This is a genomic window from Labrenzia sp. 011 (assembly GCF_003075075.1).
Taxonomy (GTDB): domain Bacteria; phylum Pseudomonadota; class Alphaproteobacteria; order Rhizobiales; family Stappiaceae; genus Roseibium.
In genome coordinates, this window is record NZ_QCYM01000063.1 from 25395 (window position 1) to 45991 (window position 20597).

Annotated in this window: 20 protein-coding genes and 1 tRNA gene; 8 read left to right on the top strand and 13 right to left on the bottom strand. The window is 63.5% G+C overall.

Going from position 1 to position 20597, the window contains the following annotated elements; genetic code table 11:
* Window positions 1-57 precede the first annotated feature (57 nt).
* Together dapE and DCO57_RS22335 are read left to right on the top strand one after the other, a co-directional pair.
* Entirely contained in the window at window positions 58-1215 is a 1158-nt protein-coding gene (gene dapE / locus DCO57_RS22330; protein ID WP_116701123.1) for a succinyl-diaminopimelate desuccinylase, read from the top strand.
* 160 nt (window positions 1216-1375) lie between these two features.
* A complete protein-coding gene (locus DCO57_RS22335) occupies window positions 1376-1966 on the top strand; it encodes a hypothetical protein (RefSeq protein WP_208978093.1) in 591 nt (196 codons plus the stop codon).
* 364 nt (window positions 1967-2330) lie between these two features.
* Here the strand turns inward: DCO57_RS22335 and dapD are convergent, their stop codons facing one another.
* Window positions 2331-3185, bottom strand: a complete 855-nt coding sequence (dapD, locus tag DCO57_RS22340) for a 2,3,4,5-tetrahydropyridine-2,6-dicarboxylate N-succinyltransferase (protein ID WP_116701196.1) — start codon at window positions 3183-3185, stop codon at window positions 2331-2333.
* Between the two features lie 358 nt (window positions 3186-3543).
* Here dapD and DCO57_RS22345 point away from each other — a divergent pair, with 358 nt between their 5' ends.
* On the top strand, window positions 3544-4449 hold the full coding sequence (locus DCO57_RS22345; protein ID WP_116701124.1) for a DMT family transporter: 906 nt from the start codon (window positions 3544-3546) through the stop codon (window positions 4447-4449).
* A gap of 96 nt (window positions 4450-4545) precedes the next feature.
* Here the strand turns inward: DCO57_RS22345 and DCO57_RS22350 are convergent, their stop codons facing one another.
* The gene (locus DCO57_RS22350) at window positions 4546-5763 is read right to left on the bottom strand and encodes a multidrug effflux MFS transporter (protein ID WP_116701125.1); all 1218 of its coding nucleotides are present in this window, start codon (window positions 5761-5763) and stop codon (window positions 4546-4548) included.
* A gap of 134 nt (window positions 5764-5897) precedes the next feature.
* Here DCO57_RS22350 and DCO57_RS22355 point away from each other — a divergent pair, with 134 nt between their 5' ends.
* The gene (locus DCO57_RS22355; protein ID WP_116701126.1) at window positions 5898-6503 is read left to right on the top strand and encodes a TetR/AcrR family transcriptional regulator; all 606 of its coding nucleotides are present in this window, start codon (window positions 5898-5900) and stop codon (window positions 6501-6503) included.
* A gap of 275 nt (window positions 6504-6778) precedes the next feature.
* On the opposite strand, the gene DCO57_RS22360 is transcribed toward DCO57_RS22355, so the two are convergent.
* The 11 genes from DCO57_RS22360 to rpmH all read right to left on the bottom strand — a co-directional run bounded on the left by DCO57_RS22360 (window position 6779) and on the right by rpmH (window position 15657).
* On the bottom strand, window positions 6779-7345 hold the full coding sequence (locus DCO57_RS22360) for a hypothetical protein (RefSeq protein ID WP_116701127.1): 567 nt from the start codon (window positions 7343-7345) through the stop codon (window positions 6779-6781).
* Between the two features lie 164 nt (window positions 7346-7509).
* The gene (locus tag DCO57_RS22365; protein WP_116701128.1) at window positions 7510-7893 is read right to left on the bottom strand and encodes a GFA family protein; all 384 of its coding nucleotides are present in this window, start codon (window positions 7891-7893) and stop codon (window positions 7510-7512) included.
* Window positions 7894-7924: 31 nt separating this feature from the next.
* Window positions 7925-8788 (bottom strand): LysR substrate-binding domain-containing protein, encoded by an 864-nt coding sequence (locus tag DCO57_RS22370; protein ID WP_116701129.1) that lies wholly within the window; start codon window positions 8786-8788, stop codon window positions 7925-7927.
* 80 nt (window positions 8789-8868) lie between these two features.
* Window positions 8869-9714 carry a DUF817 domain-containing protein gene (locus tag DCO57_RS22375; protein WP_244288003.1) on the bottom strand — a complete coding sequence of 282 codons (846 nt, stop codon included), beginning with the start codon at window positions 9712-9714 and terminating at the stop codon, window positions 8869-8871.
* Between the two features lie 97 nt (window positions 9715-9811).
* Window positions 9812-10555, bottom strand: a complete 744-nt coding sequence (locus DCO57_RS22380) for a pyrimidine 5'-nucleotidase (RefSeq protein WP_244288001.1) — start codon at window positions 10553-10555, stop codon at window positions 9812-9814.
* Window positions 10552-11439, bottom strand: a complete 888-nt coding sequence (gene argB, locus DCO57_RS22385; RefSeq protein ID WP_205756262.1) for an acetylglutamate kinase — start codon at window positions 11437-11439, stop codon at window positions 10552-10554. Before argB ends, DCO57_RS22380 begins: the two co-directional genes overlap by 4 nt.
* A gap of 98 nt (window positions 11440-11537) precedes the next feature.
* Window positions 11538-12185, bottom strand: coding sequence for a ribosome biogenesis GTP-binding protein YihA/YsxC (yihA, locus tag DCO57_RS22390; RefSeq protein ID WP_116701132.1), 648 nt, complete (start codon window positions 12183-12185; stop codon window positions 11538-11540).
* Between the two features lie 9 nt (window positions 12186-12194).
* Entirely contained in the window at window positions 12195-12875 is a 681-nt protein-coding gene (locus tag DCO57_RS22395) for a CatB-related O-acetyltransferase (RefSeq protein ID WP_116701133.1), read from the bottom strand.
* Between the two features lie 352 nt (window positions 12876-13227).
* Window positions 13228-15054 (bottom strand): membrane protein insertase YidC, encoded by a 1827-nt coding sequence (yidC, locus tag DCO57_RS22400; RefSeq protein WP_244288002.1) that lies wholly within the window; start codon window positions 15052-15054, stop codon window positions 13228-13230.
* 6 nt (window positions 15055-15060) lie between these two features.
* Window positions 15061-15462 (bottom strand): ribonuclease P protein component, encoded by a 402-nt coding sequence (gene rnpA / locus DCO57_RS22405; RefSeq protein WP_116701199.1) that lies wholly within the window; start codon window positions 15460-15462, stop codon window positions 15061-15063.
* Between the two features lie 60 nt (window positions 15463-15522).
* Window positions 15523-15657, bottom strand: a complete 135-nt coding sequence (gene rpmH / locus DCO57_RS22410) for a 50S ribosomal protein L34 (RefSeq protein WP_103221052.1) — start codon at window positions 15655-15657, stop codon at window positions 15523-15525.
* 395 nt (window positions 15658-16052) lie between these two features.
* Here rpmH and DCO57_RS22415 point away from each other — a divergent pair, with 395 nt between their 5' ends.
* From DCO57_RS22415 to DCO57_RS22430, 4 genes are all read left to right on the top strand, one after another.
* Window positions 16053-16862 (top strand): TVP38/TMEM64 family protein, encoded by an 810-nt coding sequence (locus tag DCO57_RS22415; protein ID WP_116701134.1) that lies wholly within the window; start codon window positions 16053-16055, stop codon window positions 16860-16862.
* A 32-nt stretch (window positions 16863-16894) separates the two neighbouring features.
* Window positions 16895-18325, top strand: a complete 1431-nt coding sequence (locus tag DCO57_RS22420; protein WP_116701135.1) for an FAD-dependent oxidoreductase — start codon at window positions 16895-16897, stop codon at window positions 18323-18325.
* 80 nt (window positions 18326-18405) lie between these two features.
* Entirely contained in the window at window positions 18406-19881 is a 1476-nt protein-coding gene (locus DCO57_RS22425) for a HAMP domain-containing sensor histidine kinase (protein WP_116701136.1), read from the top strand.
* A gap of 348 nt (window positions 19882-20229) precedes the next feature.
* Window positions 20230-20306, top strand: a tRNA-Arg gene (locus DCO57_RS22430).
* Window positions 20307-20597 lie beyond the last annotated feature (291 nt).

Sequence of the window (20597 nt, forward strand, 5' to 3'; positions counted from 1 at the left end):
GCAAGACACGCCGGAGCCCAAACCGGCAGATGCAGATACAGAAGGAGAACCGCCCCGATGCCGTCTTCCGCCGTCACCATTGCCCGCAACCTGATCCGCTGCCCGTCCGTCACACCGGCGGAGGGCGGTGCGCTGTCCTGTCTGCAGACGCTTCTGGCGGACGCGGGATTTTCCGTCTCCCGCGTCACCTTCCATGACGAAGACACGCCGGATGTGGACAATCTTTTCGCCAGCATCGGCTCCGGAAAACCGCATTTCGTCTTCGCCGGCCACACCGATGTGGTCCCCGCCGGGGAGGCTGGCGACTGGCGTCACGGCCCGTTCGACGGCACGATTTCCGATGGCTACCTCTTCGGCCGCGGCGCGGTCGACATGAAGGGCGGCATCGCTGCCTTTGCCGCCGCGGCGCTCGATTTCGTCGGTGAGGCGGGAGCGGACTTCGGCGGAACGATCTCCTTCCTGATCACCGGCGACGAGGAGGGGCCGGCGGTCAACGGCACAGTGAAGCTGCTTGAGTGGGCGAAGGAGCAGGGACACGAATTCGATGCCTGCATCGTCGGTGAACCGACCAACCCGGAAAAGCTCGGCGACGCGATCAAGGTGGGCCGGCGCGGCTCGCTTTCCGGCATCATCTCCGTCACCGGCGTCCAGGGACATGTGGCCTATCCCCATCTGGCCGACAATCCGGTCCCCGGGCTGGTCCGCCTGATCGCGGCGCTGGATGCCCTGGAACTCGACCAGGGCAACGAGCGTTTCCAGCCGTCCAATCTGGAAGTCGTCAACATCGAGGTCGGCAATGCGGCTTTCAATGTCATTCCCGCCCGCGCCGAAGCCCGTTTCAACATCCGCTTCAACGACGCATGGACGCTGGACAGCCTGAAGGCAAGGATCCGTGAAACGCTGCAGACCGTCGATCTCGGCAACCTGAAGCTCGACATTGCCTTCCGGCGCGACGCCAGCGAGTCCTTCCTGACGAAGGATGCGGCGCTGATAGCCGCGCTGAGCAAGGCCGTCGAGGCGGAAACCAGCCGCGTTCCGGAGCTTTCCACCGGCGGGGGGACCTCCGACGCGCGCTTCATCAAGAACTATTGCCCGGTGGTGGAATTCGGCCTTGTGGGCCAGACCATGCACAAGGTCGATGAATGCGCCGCCGTGGAAGACCTTGACCGGCTGGCGGCGATCTATAAACGTTTCCTGACAAGCTATTTCTCATGAGGGCACCCTGCCGCAGCATTGTCGCGGACGGATCGCTTTCACACTTTGTATTCGATCAACCGGCTTCCCTGTGATCGTCCGGGTCACGGACCCGTAAACATCAAAGATCCGGACTGTCGGCATTGGAAATGGACCGGGTGGCGGGAGCGCATTGATCTTGATGAGTTTGAACGAAATTCGGGCCGCGCTGGACGGTTCCTGGCTGCTGTTGCGCAACCGGCCGGAGGGGATGACCTATTTCGATCTGTCCCTTCAGGGGTTCTGGCGCTCCTTCTCGGTGGTCTTTCTGCTGATCCCGGCCTTTCTGATCAGCGGCCTCGCCGAAAAGGAATTCTACTTTACGGAAAACATGTTCCAGCCGGAAACCTTTCCCGACAGTGCCTACTGGACGGCGCAGATGGTCGGATTGGTGGTCGACTGGCTCACGCTGCCGATCCTGCTGGCGGTCCTGGCAGTGCCGATCGGCATCTCGAAAAGCTATGTGCCGTTCATTGTCGCGCGCAACTGGACCAGCCTGCTGGCCTCCGTGCCCTACATGATCACCTATGTGCTGTTTCTGCTCCGGATCATTCCTCCGGGCGTCGCGGTGCTTCTGTCGTTTTCTTCACTGCTCGTGGTTCTCTGGTACCGCTATCTGGTCGCCCGCATCGCACTCCAGGCCTCCATCAGCCTGGCGGCCGGCGTCGTCGTGCTCGACGTCGTCCTGACCCTGCTGATCTCGCAGATCGTCGGAAATCTCTGGGGCAGTTAGAGCCCTGTCCGGCGGCCGCGCAAGACACGGCGTCCCGGACCGCACACAGGGACCGCACGCCGCTTCTCCGCTTCGCTACGTCCGGGGAGTCACAGGGGTAACGGCGCGATATCGGGCAGGAACGTATCCGCCGGCACTTTCGCAGGAAGGCGTCTCCATCCGGAGTTTGCGGATAAAGCTTGCATGCGCATCCCCGCATGCCTCCCCGGCCAAGCGCAACGCCGAGCCGGGGTCCACTCGTTTGCAGAGAGTCTGTTGGGTGTCTCCGGGGCTCAAGTCACACGGTCACCCCCCGGCGCAGCGCGCCGGGGGGTGACGATTGAGGGTGCGGGCGGCCTGGTGTCGTGAGCCGTCCCGGCTGCGATCAGTCCCGCAGCAGTTCGTTGATGCCGGTCTTGGAGCGGGTCTTCTCGTCGACGATCTTCACGATGACGGCGCAGTAGAGGTTAGGGGCCGGTTCGCCGTTGCCCATCTTGGTGGCGGTCGGCATGGAGCCGGCCACGACCACGGAGTAGGGCGGGATTTCGCCGTAGGTGATTTCGCCGGTCATGCGGTTGACGATGCGGGTCGACTGGCCGATGAACACGCCCATGCCCAGCACCGCGCCTTCGCGCACGATACAGCCTTCGACGACCTCCGAGCGGGCGCCGATGAAGCAGTTGTCCTCGATGATGACCGGTCCGGCCTGCAGCGGCTCCAGAACGCCGCCGATGCCGACGCCGCCGGACAGATGCACGTTCTTGCCGATCTGGGCACAGGAACCGACCGTCGCCCAGGTGTCGACCATCGTGCCTTCGTCCACATAGGCGCCGAGATTGACGAAGGACGGCATCAGCACCACGCCCTTGCCGATGAAGGCCGAGCGGCGCACGGTGCAGTTCGGCACGGCGCGGAAGCCGGCTTCCTCGAAATCGACGCCGCGCCAGCTGTCGAACTTGGACGGGACCTTGTCCCACCAGACCGCATCGCCCGGGCCGCCCTTGATGACCTCCATCGGGTTGAGGCGGAAAGACAGCAGCACGGCCTTCTTGGCCCACTGGTTGACCACCCAGTCCCCGTCCTTCTTTTCCGCAACGCGCAGCTTGCCGTGATCCAGAAGGGACATGGCGGTGTCCACCGCATCACGGATGTCTCCGGTCGTGGAGGTGCCGATGGACTCGCGGTCCTCGAAGGCGGCGTCGATGATTTTGGACAGGGCGGCGAGATCGTGGGTCATCAGCAAATAGGTCTCCGGCGGTGTCGAATTAAGCGCGGACCTAAGCCGCCGTGCCGCGCACTGTCAAGCGCTAGAGGCCGTCCGGGCGTCCCATTCGGCGGTTTGCTCCCCGTAATGACAATCCTCGGGGAAAATGCCATCTGCTGTTCCCGCCCGCATCTGCCGTCTTTTGCCGCCCCGGACCTGATCCAGGCGGCGAGAAGGAAGACCTGCCGGAGGCAGGGGCGGGAGCCGGGAGGGCATTCGCGGTCCTCGGAAACTTGAGCAAATCTAACCGGTAGGTTTCCCTTTCCCGGGATATTCAGCTTCGCGGGAAGGGGTATGATCACGGCAGATCAACCTGCTTCGGAAAGCCGCTCCCTTGGAACTCTGGATCCCCATCACGATTGCCGCAGCCTTCTGCCAGAACCTGCGCACGGCTTTGCAGAAACACCTCAAGGGACGGCTGGGAACCACGGGTGCGACCTTCATCCGCTTCGGCTACGGGGTCCCCTTCGCCGCGCTCTATGTGGCCTTCCTGCATTTCGGCCTGGGACATCCCCTGCCGGATCCCACTGTCACGATGCTGTTGGCCGGGGCCCTCGGCGGGCTGGCGCAGATCCTGGCGACCTTCCTGCTGATCCATCTGTTCTCCTTCCGCAATTTCGCGGTCGGCACGGCCTATTCCAAGACGGAGCCGATCCAGGCGGCCCTTTTCGGCTTCGTGGTGCTCGGCGAACAGGTTTCGCTGACCGCGGCGGTCTGCATTCTCATCGGCATAACCGGCGTCATCGTCATCACGCTTGCCCGCGTGCCGATGACCCGCAGCGCCGTGCGTTCGTCACTGATCGGTCGGCCCGCTCTCATCGGCCTGTCGTCCGCCGCCCTCTTCGGCGCGTCGGCGGTGGCCTATCGCACCGCCTCCCTGTCTCTCGACGGCACGACGGTCGCCATGCAGGCCGCCTTCGCGCTGGTCTATGCGACCTCCTTGCAGACGTTCGTCATGGCTGCCTGGATGGCGTTGCGCGAACCGGACCAGCTGCGCGCCAGCCTGAGTGCCTGGCGCAGTGCCGTCTGGGTCGGTCTGGCGGGCGTTGCCGGATCGGTCGGCTGGTTCACCGCCATGACCCTGCAGAATGTCGCCTACGTGCGCGCCCTCGCCCAGATCGAACTGGTCTTCACCTTCCTGGCCTCCTGGCTGTTCTTCAAGGAAGTGATCGCGAAGTCGGAAATTCTCGGCTGTGCACTGATCGTGCTCGCGGTAATCGGGATAGTTCTGCTGGGGTGAGGGTAGGCGTGTTCCAGCCCAGGGATTGTCCGGGACCGCATTGCAGGCGGATGCGGCCGGCCTGACGGCAACCGCATCCGCAGTCGATCTTGTGGCCTAGGTTCCCGAATAGGATTCCTCGCCTCGCTCACCGGCCTGTTCGGTGAGGGACAGGAACATCGCAAGTGCACCGGGGAGCAGGATCCCGAGCGCCATTGGCAGCGGTGTCGCTGACCCGCCGAGCGCCACGCAGGTGGAGACGGTGAAGGCAATGCCGAACTGGATGGCCCCGAGGAGTGCCGAGCCCATGCCCGCGCCTTCGCGCGCCTGTGCCATGGCCAGTGACATGGCATTTGCGGACAGGAGTCCGACCATTCCAATTGCCAACCAGAGGGGCAGCATGAACACCCAGATCGTCCGTGTATGCGCGACCAGGACCAGACACAGACCCGCCAGCACAAAGACAGGCAAGCCGCGTCGCAGGATCTGCGTGGAGGAGAACCGGTTGAGCAGCAGATGGTTGGCTTGGGCAAAGATCACAAGAGCAATTGCGGTCACCGCAAAGACCAGACCATATGCCAGCGCGTCGAGGCCGAAGGCGCCCTGAAACACACCCGAAGAGCCGGTAATGAAGGCAAACATGCCCCCCTGCACCAGTCCGGCGATCACCGCGGACCTGACGAATTGCGCTCGGCCAAGCAGTCTGCCCGCGGTCTTGAGCCCGGTGCTGAATGCGGCGCCGGCGCGTTTTTCCGGGGGCAGCGTTTCGGGGATCACCAGTTGGGACAGGATGATCGCAACTGCGCTCACCGCAGCCATGACAAGGAAGATTGAGCGCCAGCCGAAGTTGACAAGCAGCAGGCTGCCCAGTGTCGGCGAGATGATCGGTCCGATGGTCAGAAGCATGACAAGCACGGTCATCACCTTGGCGGCGCGCTGACCTTCGTAAAGATCGCTCACCACGGCCCGGCCCACCACCATGCCGGCGCAGGCGCCGATGGCTTGCAGAAAACGCAGGCTGTTGAAAAGGGCGATGTTGTCGACAAGCGGCAGCACGATTGAAGTCAGCAGGAAAATTCCGGTGCCGATCAGAAGCGGGGTCTTGCGGCCGTAGCTCTCGATGAGCGGCCCCATCAGAAGCTGCCCGGCGCAAAGCCCCAGGAAGAAGAGGGACAGCGACAGTTCTGCCGCCGAATGGGTGGCATTCATCGCCTCGGCGAGATCCCCCATCGCAGCCAGATACATATCGGTTGCAAGTGGAGGAAAGAGAGACAGCAGGCCGAGCACGGCAGTGATCGCGGCGGCATGTCTGGGGGACGGCGTTGTGGGGTGCATCAGCAGGTTCCTGTGGGATGGATCTGGCCATCCGGCTGGTTTTGATTTATTGGACTAGGGTCTCGAAATAATTAGTAGACCAGAGTCTATAAATCAATAAGACGGGATTGCTTGAATGCGCATGGGAGGTATGCATGGATTGCAAGGCAAAGCCGGTGGGACGACCGCCGAACGAACGCGCGGGGACTGCGCTGAAGGCCGCCGCACTGCGGCTGGTGCGCGAGAAGGGGTATTCCAATGTCTCCATCGCCGACATCGCGAGCGCGGCGGGCGTCGCGCGCCAGACGCTCTACAATCGCTGGAACACGAAGGCCGATCTCATTCTTGATGCGGTGTTCGAGGAGACGGGACGCTATGCCGCCGAACCGCCGGAGGATGACGGCGCAAGCTCCCGGACCCGGCTCGAGACGTTTCTCGTTCAGGTCTTCACCCACCTGGCGGAGGACGGGGCGACCATGCGTGCCCTGATTGCTGCCGCGCAGGGGGATGAAACCTTTCGCGCGGCCTGGTATGAGCGCTTCGCATACCCGCGCGAGCTGATGGTGACGGATATTCTGCGGGAAGCCCAGGAACAGGGCGAACTTGCGAAAGATCGCGATCCGGAGTTGCTCTCGGCCTTCGTTCACGGTGCCTTCTGGTATCGGCTCCTGAACGGGCAACCGGTGGATGCCGACCTCGCACGCGCCATCGTAGCCGAGATTTTCGAGCGTCAGACACCCCTGTTGCCTGACCGGACATAACAATGCCGGTCCTTTTGCGGCGGTTCTGCTGACTTCGGCCGCATATGGCGGGGCTCCACCTTCGGCTCCGACAACCAGGTGCACCGGTGGAGCGTCCCGGTTTTGGGCCTGCCGGTGCGTCGGGGGGCATGACTGGCGACAGCGAGATGGTCGCGGCCGGTGGCCATCCGTCGTGGGAGATCGGATACGACGACCACGGAAGGCCGCGCGGCCTCTTCCGACCCCTGCGCGGTCATTCGCTTAAATCACCGTGAACGACCGCGCAGGGCTGATTCTCACTTCACCTCAGAAATGCTGTGCAGATGCACATCGTGTCCCGAGTGCTTCTTGAGGATGTCCGTGGCGCGTTGTTCGTGGTCAGGGTTCCAGGTGCGCACCCACAGGAGCAGGCCGCCGCGCTCAAGCTGTTCCTGCAGACGCTGCGCGGAACGGTCACCGACAAGCTTGGCCAGAATGCCGCCGATGAGGCCGCCCGCGCCACCGGCGAGCGCTGCGCCGATGATGGCGGCGGCCATGGTTCCGCCGGAGGCAAGGATCACGCCGGCCGCCGCGCTGGCTGCCACGTAAAGCGGGACGCCGATCAGCGCGCCTTCCGCGTCCCCGAGGGTCTCCGTGGAGACATAGGAACTGCGCGGGGCCTTGGGGTCGTCCTCCAGTTCTGTGACTTTCCTGTAGGCGTGACCGAGCTTTTCGTCCACCGCCTGTTCGCCCGCCAGCAGACTGAGTTCGGCACGGTTGAATCCGGAGGCCAGCAGCTCGTCGATGGCTGCCTGCAGTGTTTCCGCATTGTCGAAATAGCCGACCGCCTCGCGGATCTGGTAAGTCTCTTGCGTTGAGGTCATGGCAGTTTCGTCTCTCCCGGTGGCTGTCGCTGTTTTGCTGGAACGGCTGAGCCCTCCTGTGCGTCAGACTCGGAGCCGGGCGGAAAGGGGCCGTTCGTTCGTATCGTGATCAGAGCATCTGACGGACCTACATTCATTGATGCGCATCAAATCGCCCGCGCAGCTCAGAGCTTGCTGAACTGAGGTGCGTTGTCACCGATCTCGTAATAGCCGGCCTTGTCCTTGACGAAGATATGCTTGCCGGTGGTCAGCTCGTCAGCCGTGTCCAGGCAGCCGGCGGCGATAGCCAGGGTGTCGTCGCCATCCATCCGGTAGAACAGGCTGGAGCCGCAGACCTTGCAGAACCCCCGTTCCGCGAAATCGGAGGACCGGTACCACGAAAGCCCCTCGTCGCAGGTGAAGCGTAGCGTGTCGGCGGGTGCCACGGTGCTGGCCCACAGGTGGCCGCTGGTGCGCCGGCACTGGCTGCAATGACACACCGTCACCGTGTCCCGGACGGCATCCACCTCGAAGGCCACCTGGCCGCATTCGCATTGTCCTGTAATCACGTTTCAACTCCTCCTCGGTTCTTGAGGGCATTCACACCGCCGTCAACAGCCAGTCCCGGAAGGCAGTGACGGGGCGGGTGAGCGTGCGGGCCGGCGAGCGGACGAACCAGTAGCCGGTGTCCAGTTCGACCCGGGGCCATTCCGGCATGACCAGATGACCGGCGTCGAGTTCCTGGGAGACGAAGCGCCGGTCGATGACGATGGCGCCCATGCCGGCGATGGCAGCCTGGATGGCCAGGTCGCGGCTCTGCAGAACCATGCCGGCTTTCGTGTCGCCGTGGTCCAGTCCGGCTTTCTCCAGCCAGACGGTCCAGTCGTTGCGCCGAGAGGCGCTGTGAAGCAGGCGGAATTCCTTCAGGATGGACGGATCCGCAGGGTCCTTGCCGCTCAGGAGACCGGGGGCGACGGCAACGGCCAGATGCTCCTGCCACAGAAGCCGGCTTTCCACGCCCGGCCAGTTGCCGGTGCCCAGGCGGATGGCGCAATCATAGTTTTCCCGGTCGAGGTCGATCATCCGCGTCGAGGCCGACAGAAGCAGTTCCACGTCCGGCTGGAGGGCCTGGAACTGCGGCAGGCGCGGGATCAGCCAGCGGGTGGCGAAGGTCGACACCGTGCTGATGCGCAATTCCGTCCGTCCGCGCCGCTTGAAACTGTCGACGGCCTCCTCGATCCGGTCGAAGGCATCGCCCATGCTCAGGGCCAGCCGCTGGCCTTCCTCCGTCAGGCTCAGGCCCCGCCCGTCCCGGTTGACCAGCGTCGCGCCCAGCTCGCTCTCCAGCTTGCGCATCAGGTGGGACAGGGCCGAGGGCGAGACGCCCAGTTTTTCGGCCGCCAGCGCCGCCCGGCCGTGGCGGGCCAGCAGGGAAAAGGCATGAAGTGCGCGCAGGGACGCCATGGGCGAGTTCCGGATTGTTGAATTCGATTCAATAATGGATCGCGCCGGACCTGTCGAGCCGGACGCGCCGGGCTACCTGATCATTCCCCCGGGGACGCCCGGTCTTTCCCGCCGGTGCCCGGTTCCTTCCCGGGTCTGTTGACCAGTGTGACCAGCACGAAGGAGATGATCATCAGCAGGACCCAGGCGTTCAGCTTCGACAGCGAGACGAGGGACCATTCCTCGGCCTGATCGGGATAGTGCCAGGCGCGGGCGAAGGTTCCGATGTTTTCCGCGATCCAGATGAACAGCGCCACGAGGAAGAAGCCGAGCACGAGCGGCATCCTGTGACGGTACCGGTAGACCGAATAATACACCCAGGTTCTTCCGTAGAGCAGGAACAGCAGCGCGAACAGGCCGATCCGGATGTCGATGACGAAGTGATGCGCGAAGAAGTTCACGTAGATCGCCAGCGAGAACAGATAGGTCGTCCACAGGGGAGGATAGCGGCTGTAGGCGAAATGGAAGATCCGCGAGACCCGGGCAAGATAGCTGCCCACGGAAGCATACATGAAGCCGGTGAACAGCGGGACGTTGCCGATCCGGAAGAAGCTCTCCTCCGGATAGACCCAGGAGCCGGCCGCGGTCTTGAAGATCTCCATGGCGGTGCCGACCACGTGGAAGATCAGGATGATTTTCGCTTCGTTGATGCTCTCCAGGCGGGTGGCCAGCATGCACAGCTGGACGGCCACGGCGAACAGGAACAGGAAGTCGTAGCGGGTCAGCACGGCATCGTCGGGATAGACGAAGCGAGTCAGCAGGATCGCCGCCAGCAGGGTGCCGCCGAAAATGCAGGCATAGGCCTGCTTGAGGCCGAAGGCGAGAAACTCGGTGACGGCAGTGCCGAACCGGCCGGTCCCCAGGACGCGGGCTGTCCGGGGCAGCAGCCGGTGGATGATCCGTTCGGTGCGCGAGCCGGAAGGGGGTGGCTCCTTGAGCCGGCGGAGGAGACTGGAGGGAAACAGGTCGTTCTCCCGTCCGCGATCAGTCCAGGGACCCGAGAACCGCCTTCAGGAAGCCGGTCAGATCGTCGGTGACGAAATCCACATGCGGATAGGGATCGCCTTCCAGGTCCCAGGTTTCCGAGATGATCTCCCGCGACCCCTGCGGAACGATCAGGGTGGTGCACATGCCGAGCTGGTGCGGGACGGTAAGGTTCTTCGCCAGATCCTCGAACATGGCCGAGCGCGCCGAGGAGATGCCGGTTCTGGCCAGGAACCGGTCATAGGTTTCCCGGTTGGGCTTGGGAATCAGATCCGCCTCGACGATGCCGAAAATGTCCTCGAAATGCTCCGAGATGCCGAGGGCTGCCGCGGTGCGCTCCGCATGCGGCCGGTCGCCGTTGGTGAAGATGAATTTCCGGCCCGGCAGCGCCTCGATGGCCGCACCCAGATCCGGATTTGGCGCCAGGCTGGAATAGTCGATGTCGTGCACGAAGCGCAGATACTCGTCCGGATCGACCTCGTGCCGCTTCATCAGCCCGCTGAGGGTGGTGCCGAATTCGTGATAGAGCGCCTTCTGATGGGCTCTGGCCTCCTCGCGGGGCAGGTCCAGCATCTTCTCCACATAGCGCGAAATCTGTTCGTCGATCTGGGAAAACAGGTTCGCGTCATGAGGATAGAGCGTGTTGTCCAGGTCGAAGACCCAGGCTTCGATGCCCTTGAAGACCCTCAGGTCCATGCGGTGCGCTTGCGGGCCCTCGTGGGGCAGGGGGCGTTTTCCTGTCACGGCCGGATAAGGGTTCCCGCACCGCCATCGGTGAACAGTTCCAGAAGAACCGCGTGAGACACCTTGCCGTTGAGGATGACGACCCCTTCCACGCCCTTGTCCAGGGCCTCGATGCAGGTCTCGACCTTGGGAATCATGCCGCCGGAAATCGTGCCGTCGGCCATCAGCTCGCGGGCCTTGGCGACGGTGAGCTGCTTGATGAGATTGCCGTCCTTGTCGAGGACGCCCGGCACGTCGGTCAGGAACAGCAGGCGCGTTGCATTGAGCGCGCCGGCGATCGCCCCGGCGCAGGTGTCGGCGTTGATATTGTAGGTTTCGCCGTCGCTCCCGGGTGCGACGGGCGCCACCACCGGGATGATGTCTTCCTTCAGGACCAGCTTGAGGACGGTCGGATCGACGGTTTCCGGTTCGCCGACGAAACCGAGATCGACTACGCTTTCGATATTGCTGTCCGGATCGACGACCCGGCGCTGCAGCTTGCGCGCGGTAACCAGATTGCCGTCCTTGCCGCACAGCCCGACCGCACGGCCACCCTCGGCGTTGATCAGCTGCACGATTTCCTTGTTGATCGACCCGGCCAGCACCATCTCCACAACTTCGACGGTGGCCTTGTCGGTGACCCGGAGGCCGCCCTTGAATTCGCTGACGATGTTCAGCCGCTGCAGCATCTTGCCGATCTGCGGTCCGCCGCCGTGCACCACCACCGGATTGACGCCGGACTGGCGCAGCAGCGTGATGTCCCGGGCGAAGGCCTGGCCAAGTTCCTGGTCGCCCATGGCATGGCCGCCGTATTTCACCACGACGGTCTTGTTGTCATAGCGCTGCATGTAGGGCAGGGCCTGGGCGATGATATGGGCGCGGCTGGTCATTTCAGGCGTGATCATGGACTTCGGAATACTCTGCGTGGCTGAGGGACGTCTGGCGAAAGACCCCTGCTATAGCCGGTTTGACGGGTCTTCACAATCGGCGGTGGGAGCGCGTGTCACTGGTTGGCCAGCAGGCAGAGCTCGGCGCGGAGTTCGTCGACCCCCCGGTTCTTCTCCGAGGAGGTGGCGATGATGTCCGGATGGGCGGCAATCCGTTTGGCGAGCAGCGCCCTTGTGTCCGTGATCAGGCGTTCCAGCTGGGGCGGCTTGATCTTGTCGGCCTTGGTCAGCACCACCTGATAGACGACGGCCGCCTTGTCGAGCAGTGCCATCGTCTCCAGGTCGTTGGGCTTGATCCCGTGGCGGCTGTCGATCAGCAGGATGACACGGCGCAGGTTCGGGCGGCCGCGCAGGTAGGAAAACACCAGCCGGGTCCAGGCATCCACCAGCTCCTTCGGCGCCTGCGCATAGCCGTAGCCGGGCATGTCGACGATGGTCAGCGGTGTCTCCGGCGCGACGAAGAAGTTCAGCATCTGCGTGCGGCCGGGCGTCGAGGAGGTCCGCGCCAGGCCCTTGCGGCCGGTCAGCGCATTGATCAGGCTGGACTTGCCCACATTCGAGCGGCCCGCGAAGGCGATCTCGGTGTCCGCCGCTTCCGGCAGATTGGCCATGTCGGTGACGCTGGTCAGGAACTCCCAGGGGCGGGCAAACAGCAGCCGGCCCGCTTCCAGGTCTTCCGGGGTATAGGTTTGATCTTCACTCATGAACGCCTTCTACCTTGCCTTGCCGTCCGCGTCGAGATCGCAAACACCGGTCAGGCTTGCTGCTTCCAGCGCGTCGATATCCGCGCCGCGTATGGCGCCCAGGTGCCGGGTGATCTTTTCAGGTGGCCAGTCCCACCAGGCAACCGCCAGCAGCCGGTCGATGGTGTCTTCATCGAAGCGCAGCCGCATCACCCGTCCCGGATTGCCGGCGACAACCGCGTAAGGCGGTACGTCCGGGGCGACCACGGCGTGGGCGCCGATGATCGCGCCGGAACAGATGGTGACACCGGGCATCACCGTGGCGTTGCTGCCGAACCAGACATCGTGCTCCACGATGGTATCGCCGCGCAGATGATCCAATATCGTGGCCGGATCGAACCCATCGCGCCATTCGTCGGCGAAAATATTGAAGGGATAGGTCGAAACTCCGGTCATGGCGTGGTTCGCGCCGTTCATGATGAAGGTCGTGCCCTGGGCCAGGGCGCAGAATCTGCCGATCTTCAGCCGGTCGCCGACGAAGTCGAAATGATAGCGCACGTTGCGTTCTTCAAACGCGGTCGCGTTTTCCGCGTCGTGGTAATAGGTGAAATCGCCGACCTCGATGTTCGGACGGGTGATGACGTTCTTCAGGAAAACCGTGTGCGGTTCGCCGTTGAGCGGATGGAGCGTGTCGGGAGAGGGGCCGTGCATGGGACCTCCGGATAAGCAAGAACAAGGAAAAGGAACAACGCGCGCAATGCGCGGTCGACCTGCCGGTGAGCGGCTTCGCCTTGCGGAACAGGTCTTGCTTTATCGGGTCATCGGTCCGGGCACTCCTGAGGAAACGCGTCAAGAACGCCGCTTCATCCGGCGCTGAAGGTCAGATCCAATCATATACCCGGCCACCGGGTCAAGGCGCGCCTGCGGCGCGCAATGGGTCCGGATTCCGGATCGGCGCTCACCTTGCGTTTCCCTGGTGCGGAAGCACGAAATCCGGCCTGTCATGAAACTGGCCCCGCCTTGCAGCGGGGCCAGAGCATCTTCAGGGTCTTTTCCGGCTGCCTCAGCTCTTGTCGCCGGCAGCGGGTTTCTTTCGCCGGAACATGCCCGACAGATTGTCCCACAGCTCCACCTTGACGCCCTGACGGCGCATGATGATGTACTGCTGGGTGACCGACAGCGTGTTGTTCCACGCCCAGTAGATCACCAGACCGGCCGGGAAGGAGGCCAGCATGAAGGTGAAGATCACCGGCATCCAGGTAAAGATCATCTGCTGGGTCGGGTCCGGCGGAGCCGGGTTCATCTTCATCTGCACGAACATGGTGATGCCCATGATCAGCGGCCAGACGCCCAGCATCAGCATCTGCGGCGGGTCCCAGGGGATCAGGCCGAACAGGTTGAAGAGGGTGGTCGGATCGGGCGCCGACAGATCCTGAATCCAGCCGAAGAACGGCGCGTGCCGCATTTCGATGGTGACGTAGAGAACCTTGTAGAGCGAGAAGAACACGGGGATCTGGACCACGATCGGCAGACAGCCGGCCAGCGGATTGATCTTCTCCTTCTTGTAGAGCTCCATCAGCGCCTGTTGCTGCTTCTGCTTGTCGTCCCCGTATTTCTCGCGGATTTCCGTCATCTGTGGCTGCACGAGCTTCATCTTGCTCATGGAGACATAGGACTTGTTGGCGAGGGGGAAGAAGATCAGCTTGACGAGCACCGTGACCAGAAGGATCGCGACACCGAAGTTGCCGGTCAGATGGAAGAACCAGTCGATGGCGAAAAACATCGGCTTGGTCAGGAAGTAGAACCAGCCCCAGTCGATCAGCAGCTCGAAGCGCTTGATGCCGAGGGATTCTTCATAGGCGTCCAGAAGCCTGGTTTCCTTGGCGCCGGCGAAGAGATAGGAGCTCGTTTCGCCGGTTGAGCCCGCCCCGACAGAAACGGCGCTGCCGAGATAGTCGGCCTGGAAATTGCCGGTCTGGGCGGAGTGGCTGAAGCCCGGCTGAAATTCCTGTCCCGGGAAGGGAATGAGTGTGGCCGCCCAGTACTTGTCGGTCATGCCGAGCCAGCCCTGGTCCACCTTGGGAGGCTGGATCGTGCCTTCCTCCTCGATGTCGGAATAATCGACCTCTTGCAGGCCTTCGTCACCGAAAACCCCGAGCAGGCCTTCATGCAGGATCCAGATGCCGTTGGTTTCGGGGATGTTGCGGCGGGCGATGAGGCCGTAGGGATAAAGCGTGAGCTCCTCGGCGGTGGTGTTCTCGACCGACTGTTCGACGGTGAACATGTAGTTCTCGTCGACGGAATAGACGCGCTTGAAGAGGAGGCCCGCGCCGTTGTCCCAGCTGAGCGTCAGCGGTGCTTCCGGAGTAAGCGTTGCCTCGCCTTCCAGGGTCCACTCCGTAGCGGGGCCGGGAAGGGCCACATCGGCACCCGGATCCGCCACCCAGCCGTAGTCGGCATAATAGGGATTGGGGCTGCCGGAGGGCGAGAAGAGCACGATGGTCGGGCTGCTCTTGCTGACGGTCTCGTGATATTCCTTCAGCCGAAGGTCGTCGAGACGGCCGCCGGTCAGATTGACCGAGCCTTCCAGATGCGGCGTGTCGATCGTGACCCGCTTGGAGGCGGCCAGGGCCTGTTCCCGGCTCGCGAAGGTTGTCTGTCCGACGGCTGCCGGGGCAGGGGCGGCGGCGTCCGTGCCGGGCGCTGCGGACGGCTGCGGCGCGTTCGGATTGTCGGTGACTGTCTGGCTGGTCGCGGCGGCATCCTGCTGGGCCTGGAGCTCGGCCTGCTGGCGCTCCAGTTTCGGCCCGGCAATGAAATACTGCCAGCCAAGCAGTACGATCAGGGACAGAACGATTGCAAGAATCGTGTTTCGGTTTTCAGAAATCAACTGGAGTTACCCCTGTTTCCTGCGCAAGTTCGTTTGATCCTGCCGGTTGCTCCGGCGCGGCTTTCCCCGTCCGCGCGTCGTGGCCGGATCCAGAACCTTGACAAGGCCAGACTTAAGGTCTGCGACGAGTTTTTGAAAGGGCAGAGTCAGCGCGCTGTCCCGTCCGATCAGGACGAAATCCGCATTTTGCGGGATATCGCCGCAATCCAGTTCGGCAACCGCAGCCCTCAGGCGGCGTTTTATGCGGCTGCGCACGACGGAATTGCCGGTCTTCTTGGTGACCGTATAGCCCACGCGCGCGGCACTGTCCGTGTCGCGCTTCAACCCCTGAACGACAAAAGCGCGCCGTCCCAGCCGGCCGCCTTTGGCGACCGCCAGGAATTCGGAGCGCTTTTTCAAAGTGTCCATGAGCGGCAGCTGGTTGTTGGCAGACGCCGCCAACCCGGCGTGCTGCGGGCTCAACGCCGGTTAGGCGCTTAGGCTGTTGCGGCCCTTGGCACGACGGCGAGCGAGCACCAGACGGCCGTTTTTGGTCGCCATACGTGCGCGGAAGCCGTGGCGGCGCTTGCGGACAAGACGGCTCGGTTGATACGTACGCTTCATTGTTCTTCCCCGCGCGGCTTAATGCGCGGCCCTTGTTCATTTTAATTCTTTGGAGGAAGCACTCGAAGCGCTTGAAGCGCGCGGCTCTTAACAGCCTTGGGTCCGAATGCATGTCCCGGTCGAGCGCGCTTATAAGGGCCATGCCGCCTCAAGTCAACTTTGCCCGTGAAGAATCTCTGAAATCCTGTGTGTCCCGCAAACCCGCCGCTATACGGCTCCGGGAAAGTGCAGGGTCAGGCAGCGCGACCGGCAGGCAGGCGGATCACGCCGAGGTGAACCGAGGCCGGCCAAACGTCACTTCTCGGTGAAGCATGGTTCCTTTTACAGGATTTAAGATACATCTGCCACACTATGACTTATGCACACCATCGGATGGAACAGGAACAGGACCGCATATGCCCGGTGACAAGGCCGACGCAATGAGCACGCCGAAGGAAACCGGGGAAGAGGCCGGCGAAGCGCGCGTGCGCACCGTTGCGGGCCGGTTCAGGACCTGGCTGCCGCTGATCGTGCTTGTCGTTCTGACGGGAATCGCGTTTTCGCTGGGGCTGCACAGGCAGCTGACACTCTCCAATCTCATCATGCGCCGCCAGGAACTGGCCGGTTATGTGGACAGCAATATTGCCCTGGCGCTTCTGGTCTATGCGGGTGTCTATACCGCGGCCGTGGCACTGTCCTTTCCCGGCGCCTCGCTGCTGACCATCGCCGGCGGTTTTCTCTTCGGCTGGGTTCTGGGCGGTTTCGCGACCGTTCTTGGCGCCACCCTTGGCGCCTGCGCGGTCTTTCTGGTGGCCCGCACCTCCCTGGGCGACGTGCTCACCCGGCGCGCCGGGCCGTTCCTGTCCCGGCTCGCCGACGGGTTCCGCAATGATGCCTTCAACTACCTGCTGTTCCTGCGGCTGACCCCGGTCTTTCCGTTCTGGCTGGTGAACATCGCTCCTGCCATTTTCGCAATGCCGCTGCCTTCTTATGCCCTGGCCACCTTTGTCGGCATCATTCCCGGAACCTTCGCCTTCACCTTCATCGGCTCGGGTCTGGACAGCGTCATCGCGGCGCAGGAAGCCGCCGACCCCGGGTGCGCGGCGGCCGGAACCTGCCGGATCGAGCTGTCCGCCCTGGTGACCCCCCAGCTTCTGGCCGCGTTTTTCGCGCTCGGCATCGTCAGCCTCATCCCCGTCATCCTGAAGAAGCTGCGGTCCCGCTGACACTGTTTCCCGTTCATTGATAGGAGCCACAGATGGCACGCCTGCTGACCCCTGATATTTGCGTGATCGGCGCCGGTTCCGCCGGATTGTCCGTTGCCGCCGCCGCGGCGGCTTTCGGCGTTGACGTGGTTCTGATCGAAAAGGGCCTCATGGGCGGCGATTGCCTGAACTACGGCTGCGTGCCCTCCAAGGCGCTGCTGGCCGCAGCAAAGGCGGCATCCGGGGCGGCGAACGGCGGCCGGTTCGGTGTCGTCTGCGACGGACCGGCACTCGACTTCGCGGCAGCGAACGACCACGTCCGGCGGGTCATCGATGCCATTGCTCCGCATGATTCGCAGGAGCGCTTCGAAGGCCTTGGCGTTACCGTTCTGCGGGATGCCGCGACATTCACGGCGCCGGACCGGCTGGTGGCCGGAGATCACGAGATCAGGGCGCGCCGCTTCGTGATCGCGACCGGATCCTCGGCCATGGTTCCGCCGATCCCGGGACTGGACGGGGTTCCCTATCTCACCAATGAAACCCTGTTCGCCCTGCGGGAGCGGCCTGAGCATCTGGCGATCGTCGGCGGCGGTCCGATCGGCCTGGAAATGGCCCAGGCGCATCGCCGCCTCGGATCTAGGGTCACGGTGTTAGAGGCCCGGAAGGCGCTCGCCAAGGACGATCCGGATCTGGCGGCGACCGTTCTTGGCGCCTTGCGCGCCGAGGGAGTCGAGATTCTCGAGGATACGGGGGTCGAGGAGGTGCGGCAAAGCGATGGCGGCGTTCTTGTGGCCGCGAAGGCGGCGGACGGAGTGACGCTTGAGGTCTCCGCAACGCACCTGCTTGTCGCGACCGGGCGCGCGCCCAATGTGGCCGGTCTGGGGCTGGAGGCGGCGGGTGTCGCCTTCGACCGGAAGGGCATCCGTGTCGACAAGGGGCTGCGCACCTCCAACCGGAAGATATATGCGATCGGCGATGTCGCGGGCGGACTGCAGTTCACCCATGTTGCCGGCCATCAGGCGGGCCTTGTCATCCGCTCCATCCTGTTCCGCCTGCCGGTGAAGATGAATGCGGACCTTGTGCCCTGGGTCACCTACACCTCCCCGGAACTGGGGCACGTCGGCCTGTCCGAAGCCGCAGCACGGGAGAAATACGGCGACAGGGTAAGAGTGCTTGCCGCGGACTATTCCGGCAATGACAGGGCCCGCGCGGAAGACCTGACGGCCGGCAGGCTGAAGCTGGTTGCCGGGCCGGGCGGCAGGCTCCTGGGAGCCGACATCGTCGGCGCGCAGGCGGGAGAAATCATCAATCTTCTTTCGCTGGCCCTGTCCAAAAAGATGACCATGAAAGACCTTGCGGGATTCATTTCACCTTATCCGACCCTTGGAGAACTGGTGCGCCGCGCCGCGATTTCCTACTATGGGGATGCGCCCGGAAATGTATGGGTGCGCCGGGCAATCGCTTTTCTGCGCAAATTCGGATGATCGAGCGCCGATCGGACCGCGCATGATGCCATGACCCGGTGTGTGAAAATCTGGCGTCGGGAACTTTGGGACGTGGTGACATGAAGCATGAAGGCGCGCCGCAAGGGGCCGAGGTCCCGCCGGCAGGCGAGGAAGACCCGCGCAAGCCGGGGGACAGTTTCGGCCGCTACCGATTCGGCGGACTGTCCGGCAAGCTGCTGCTCCTGACCGCCGCCTTCGTGATGGTGGCCGAAATCTGCATCTACGTGCCGTCGATCGCCAATTTCCGCAACACCTGGCTGATGGAACGGCTCACCACCGCCGGGGTCGCCGCCTCCGTTCTGGCGGAAACCAACACCATCGCTCCCAGGCTTCAGGAAGAGCTGCTGCGCACCACAGGCGCGCTCGCCATCTCGCTCGACCAGGGCAGCCGCCGCAGTCTGATCGCCATGAGCGATGTCCCCGACGAGGTCGATTTCGTCATCGACATGGCCGATGTCTCTCCCTGGTCCTCCGTGCGCGGCAGTTTTGCCATTCTCACCTATCGCGGCGACGGCGTGATGCGGGCCGTCGGCACCGGCCACATGGGCCACACGGAGCGGGTGGACGTGGTTCTTCCGGTCGCCCTGCTGCAGAAGGACATGCTGGCCTTTTCGGGGCGCATCCTGGCCCTGTCGCTGGTGATCTCGATCATCACCGCCAGTCTGGTCTATATCGCGCTCAGGGCCCTGTTCATCCGGCCGCTGCGCCAGCTGACCCGTTCCATGGAGCGTTTCGCCGAAAACCCGGAAGATGCCTCGCGCATCATGCCTGTCTCCGGCCGCCGGGACGAGCTGGGCGATGCGGAAATCCGCCTTGCCGGCATGGAGGAAGCCCTCTCCAGGGCCCTGCACCAGAAACAGCGCCTGGCGGATCTCGGTCTTGCGGTTTCCAAGATCAACCATGACCTGCGCAATCTTCTGGCCTCCGCGCAGCTGTTCCTGGAGCGTCTGGAGCATGTGCCGGATCCGACCGTCAGCCGGCTCGCGCCCAAGATCCTGGCGACGCTGGATAGGGCCGTCAGCTACACCCAGGCGGTCATGTCCTACGGTAAGGCGCAGGAAAGGGCTCCCCAGCGCCGTCTGCTGACCCTGCGGCGGGTGGGCGACGATGTCGCCGACGTTCTGGGACTGGTGGACCACGAGCTGGTGAGCTTCGAAAACAGGGTGCCGGACGGGGTCGAGATCGATGCGGATCCCGAACAGATCTTCAGGATCCTTCTGAACCTGTGCCGCAACGCGCTCCAGGCCCTGGAAGCGGAAAAGGACGCGACCCTGGTCAGGCGGATCACCCTGGAGGCCGAACGCACCGGCTCCTGCGTGTGTATCAGTGTGACCGATACCGGGCCTGGCATTCCGGAGAATACCCGCAAGGCCCTCTTCAAGGCCTTCCACAGCGGCTCCAAGCATGGCGGCATCGGTCTGGGCCTTGCCATCGTCGCGGAGCTCCTGAAGGCCCACGGCGGCCGCATCCGCCTGGACGATACCGGCGGGCCGGGCACCTGCTTCCGTCTCGAGGTGCCCGACCGCAGCCATTGAGCGCGCAGGCGCCGGAAAAGCCCGCCTGACAGGCGGCCGGAACCGGCAGACTCGGACCGTCCTGAAAACAGCCGCAACCACTGGTCAGCCGCGCCGGGAGGCGGTGCCTCCGCAACGGAAAAATCCGCCGGTTTCACGGGCCTGTCCGGTGGAGGCGGCCGAAACCGCGGGAATTCGGCGGCTTGCGAAGCTTTGTGACCGTTCCATGAAAAAAAGTTCGAAAAGTCCCTTGCATTCCCAGCCGGACCGAAGTAGTTAAGCGCCCTGTCCGGGGCACGCCCCCGCAGTGCCAAGACCGGTCAATCCGGGGTCCTCTGGAACCCGATGACAAGTTCTTCGCCTCTATAAGCACCGGTAGCTCAGCTGGATAGAGCACCAGACTACGAATCTGGGGGTCAGGGGTTCGAATCCTCTCCGGTGCGCCATTTCCATTCAAAACTGCGAACACCAGCGGAAATATTTTCCGCTCCGACATGGTGTTTTCTGCGCTCCCTCCGCTGCCGATTGCCGGGCTTTGCGCGTCCGATGTCGATGCCTGGGCACCGCTTGCGGGTCGACAGATTTCAAGGGTTCACAGCCCGTTCGGCGAGGCATTGGGCAGGCTGTGACTGGTCTCCATGGCTGAAGTGCTAGAGCGTCGGGATCTCCCTTGACGCAGCGGCGCGCCCCATTTTTTCGAAGCAAGTCCAAAACCGCTATGCTACGAATTTCGTTGA

What these genes read in the sequence shown, in the direction of transcription:
- dapE (WP_116701123.1), top strand. Translation starts at nt 58, where the DNA reads ATGCCGTCTTCCGCCGTCACCATTGCCCGCAACCTGATCCGCTGCCCG.
- DCO57_RS22335 (WP_208978093.1), top strand. Translation starts at nt 1,376, where the DNA reads ATGAGTTTGAACGAAATTCGGGCCGCGCTGGACGGTTCCTGGCTGCTG.
- DCO57_RS22350 (WP_116701125.1), bottom strand. Translation starts at nt 5,763, where the DNA reads ATGCACCCCACAACGCCGTCCCCCAGACATGCCGCCGCGATCACTGCC.
- DCO57_RS22355 (WP_116701126.1), top strand. Translation starts at nt 5,898, where the DNA reads ATGGATTGCAAGGCAAAGCCGGTGGGACGACCGCCGAACGAACGCGCG.
- DCO57_RS22360 (WP_116701127.1), bottom strand. Translation starts at nt 7,345, where the DNA reads ATGACCTCAACGCAAGAGACTTACCAGATCCGCGAGGCGGTCGGCTAT.
- DCO57_RS22370 (WP_116701129.1), bottom strand. Translation starts at nt 8,788, where the DNA reads ATGGCGTCCCTGCGCGCACTTCATGCCTTTTCCCTGCTGGCCCGCCAC.
- argB (WP_205756262.1), bottom strand. Translation starts at nt 11,439, where the DNA reads ATGATCACGCCTGAAATGACCAGCCGCGCCCATATCATCGCCCAGGCC.
- yihA (WP_116701132.1), bottom strand. Translation starts at nt 12,185, where the DNA reads ATGAGTGAAGATCAAACCTATACCCCGGAAGACCTGGAAGCGGGCCGG.
- DCO57_RS22395 (WP_116701133.1), bottom strand. Translation starts at nt 12,875, where the DNA reads ATGCACGGCCCCTCTCCCGACACGCTCCATCCGCTCAACGGCGAACCG.
- rnpA (WP_116701199.1), bottom strand. Translation starts at nt 15,462, where the DNA reads ATGGACACTTTGAAAAAGCGCTCCGAATTCCTGGCGGTCGCCAAAGGC.
- rpmH (WP_103221052.1), bottom strand. Translation starts at nt 15,657, where the DNA reads ATGAAGCGTACGTATCAACCGAGCCGTCTTGTCCGCAAGCGCCGCCAC.
- DCO57_RS22415 (WP_116701134.1), top strand. Translation starts at nt 16,053, where the DNA reads ATGCCCGGTGACAAGGCCGACGCAATGAGCACGCCGAAGGAAACCGGG.
- DCO57_RS22420 (WP_116701135.1), top strand. Translation starts at nt 16,895, where the DNA reads ATGGCACGCCTGCTGACCCCTGATATTTGCGTGATCGGCGCCGGTTCC.
- DCO57_RS22425 (WP_116701136.1), top strand. Translation starts at nt 18,406, where the DNA reads ATGAAGCATGAAGGCGCGCCGCAAGGGGCCGAGGTCCCGCCGGCAGGC.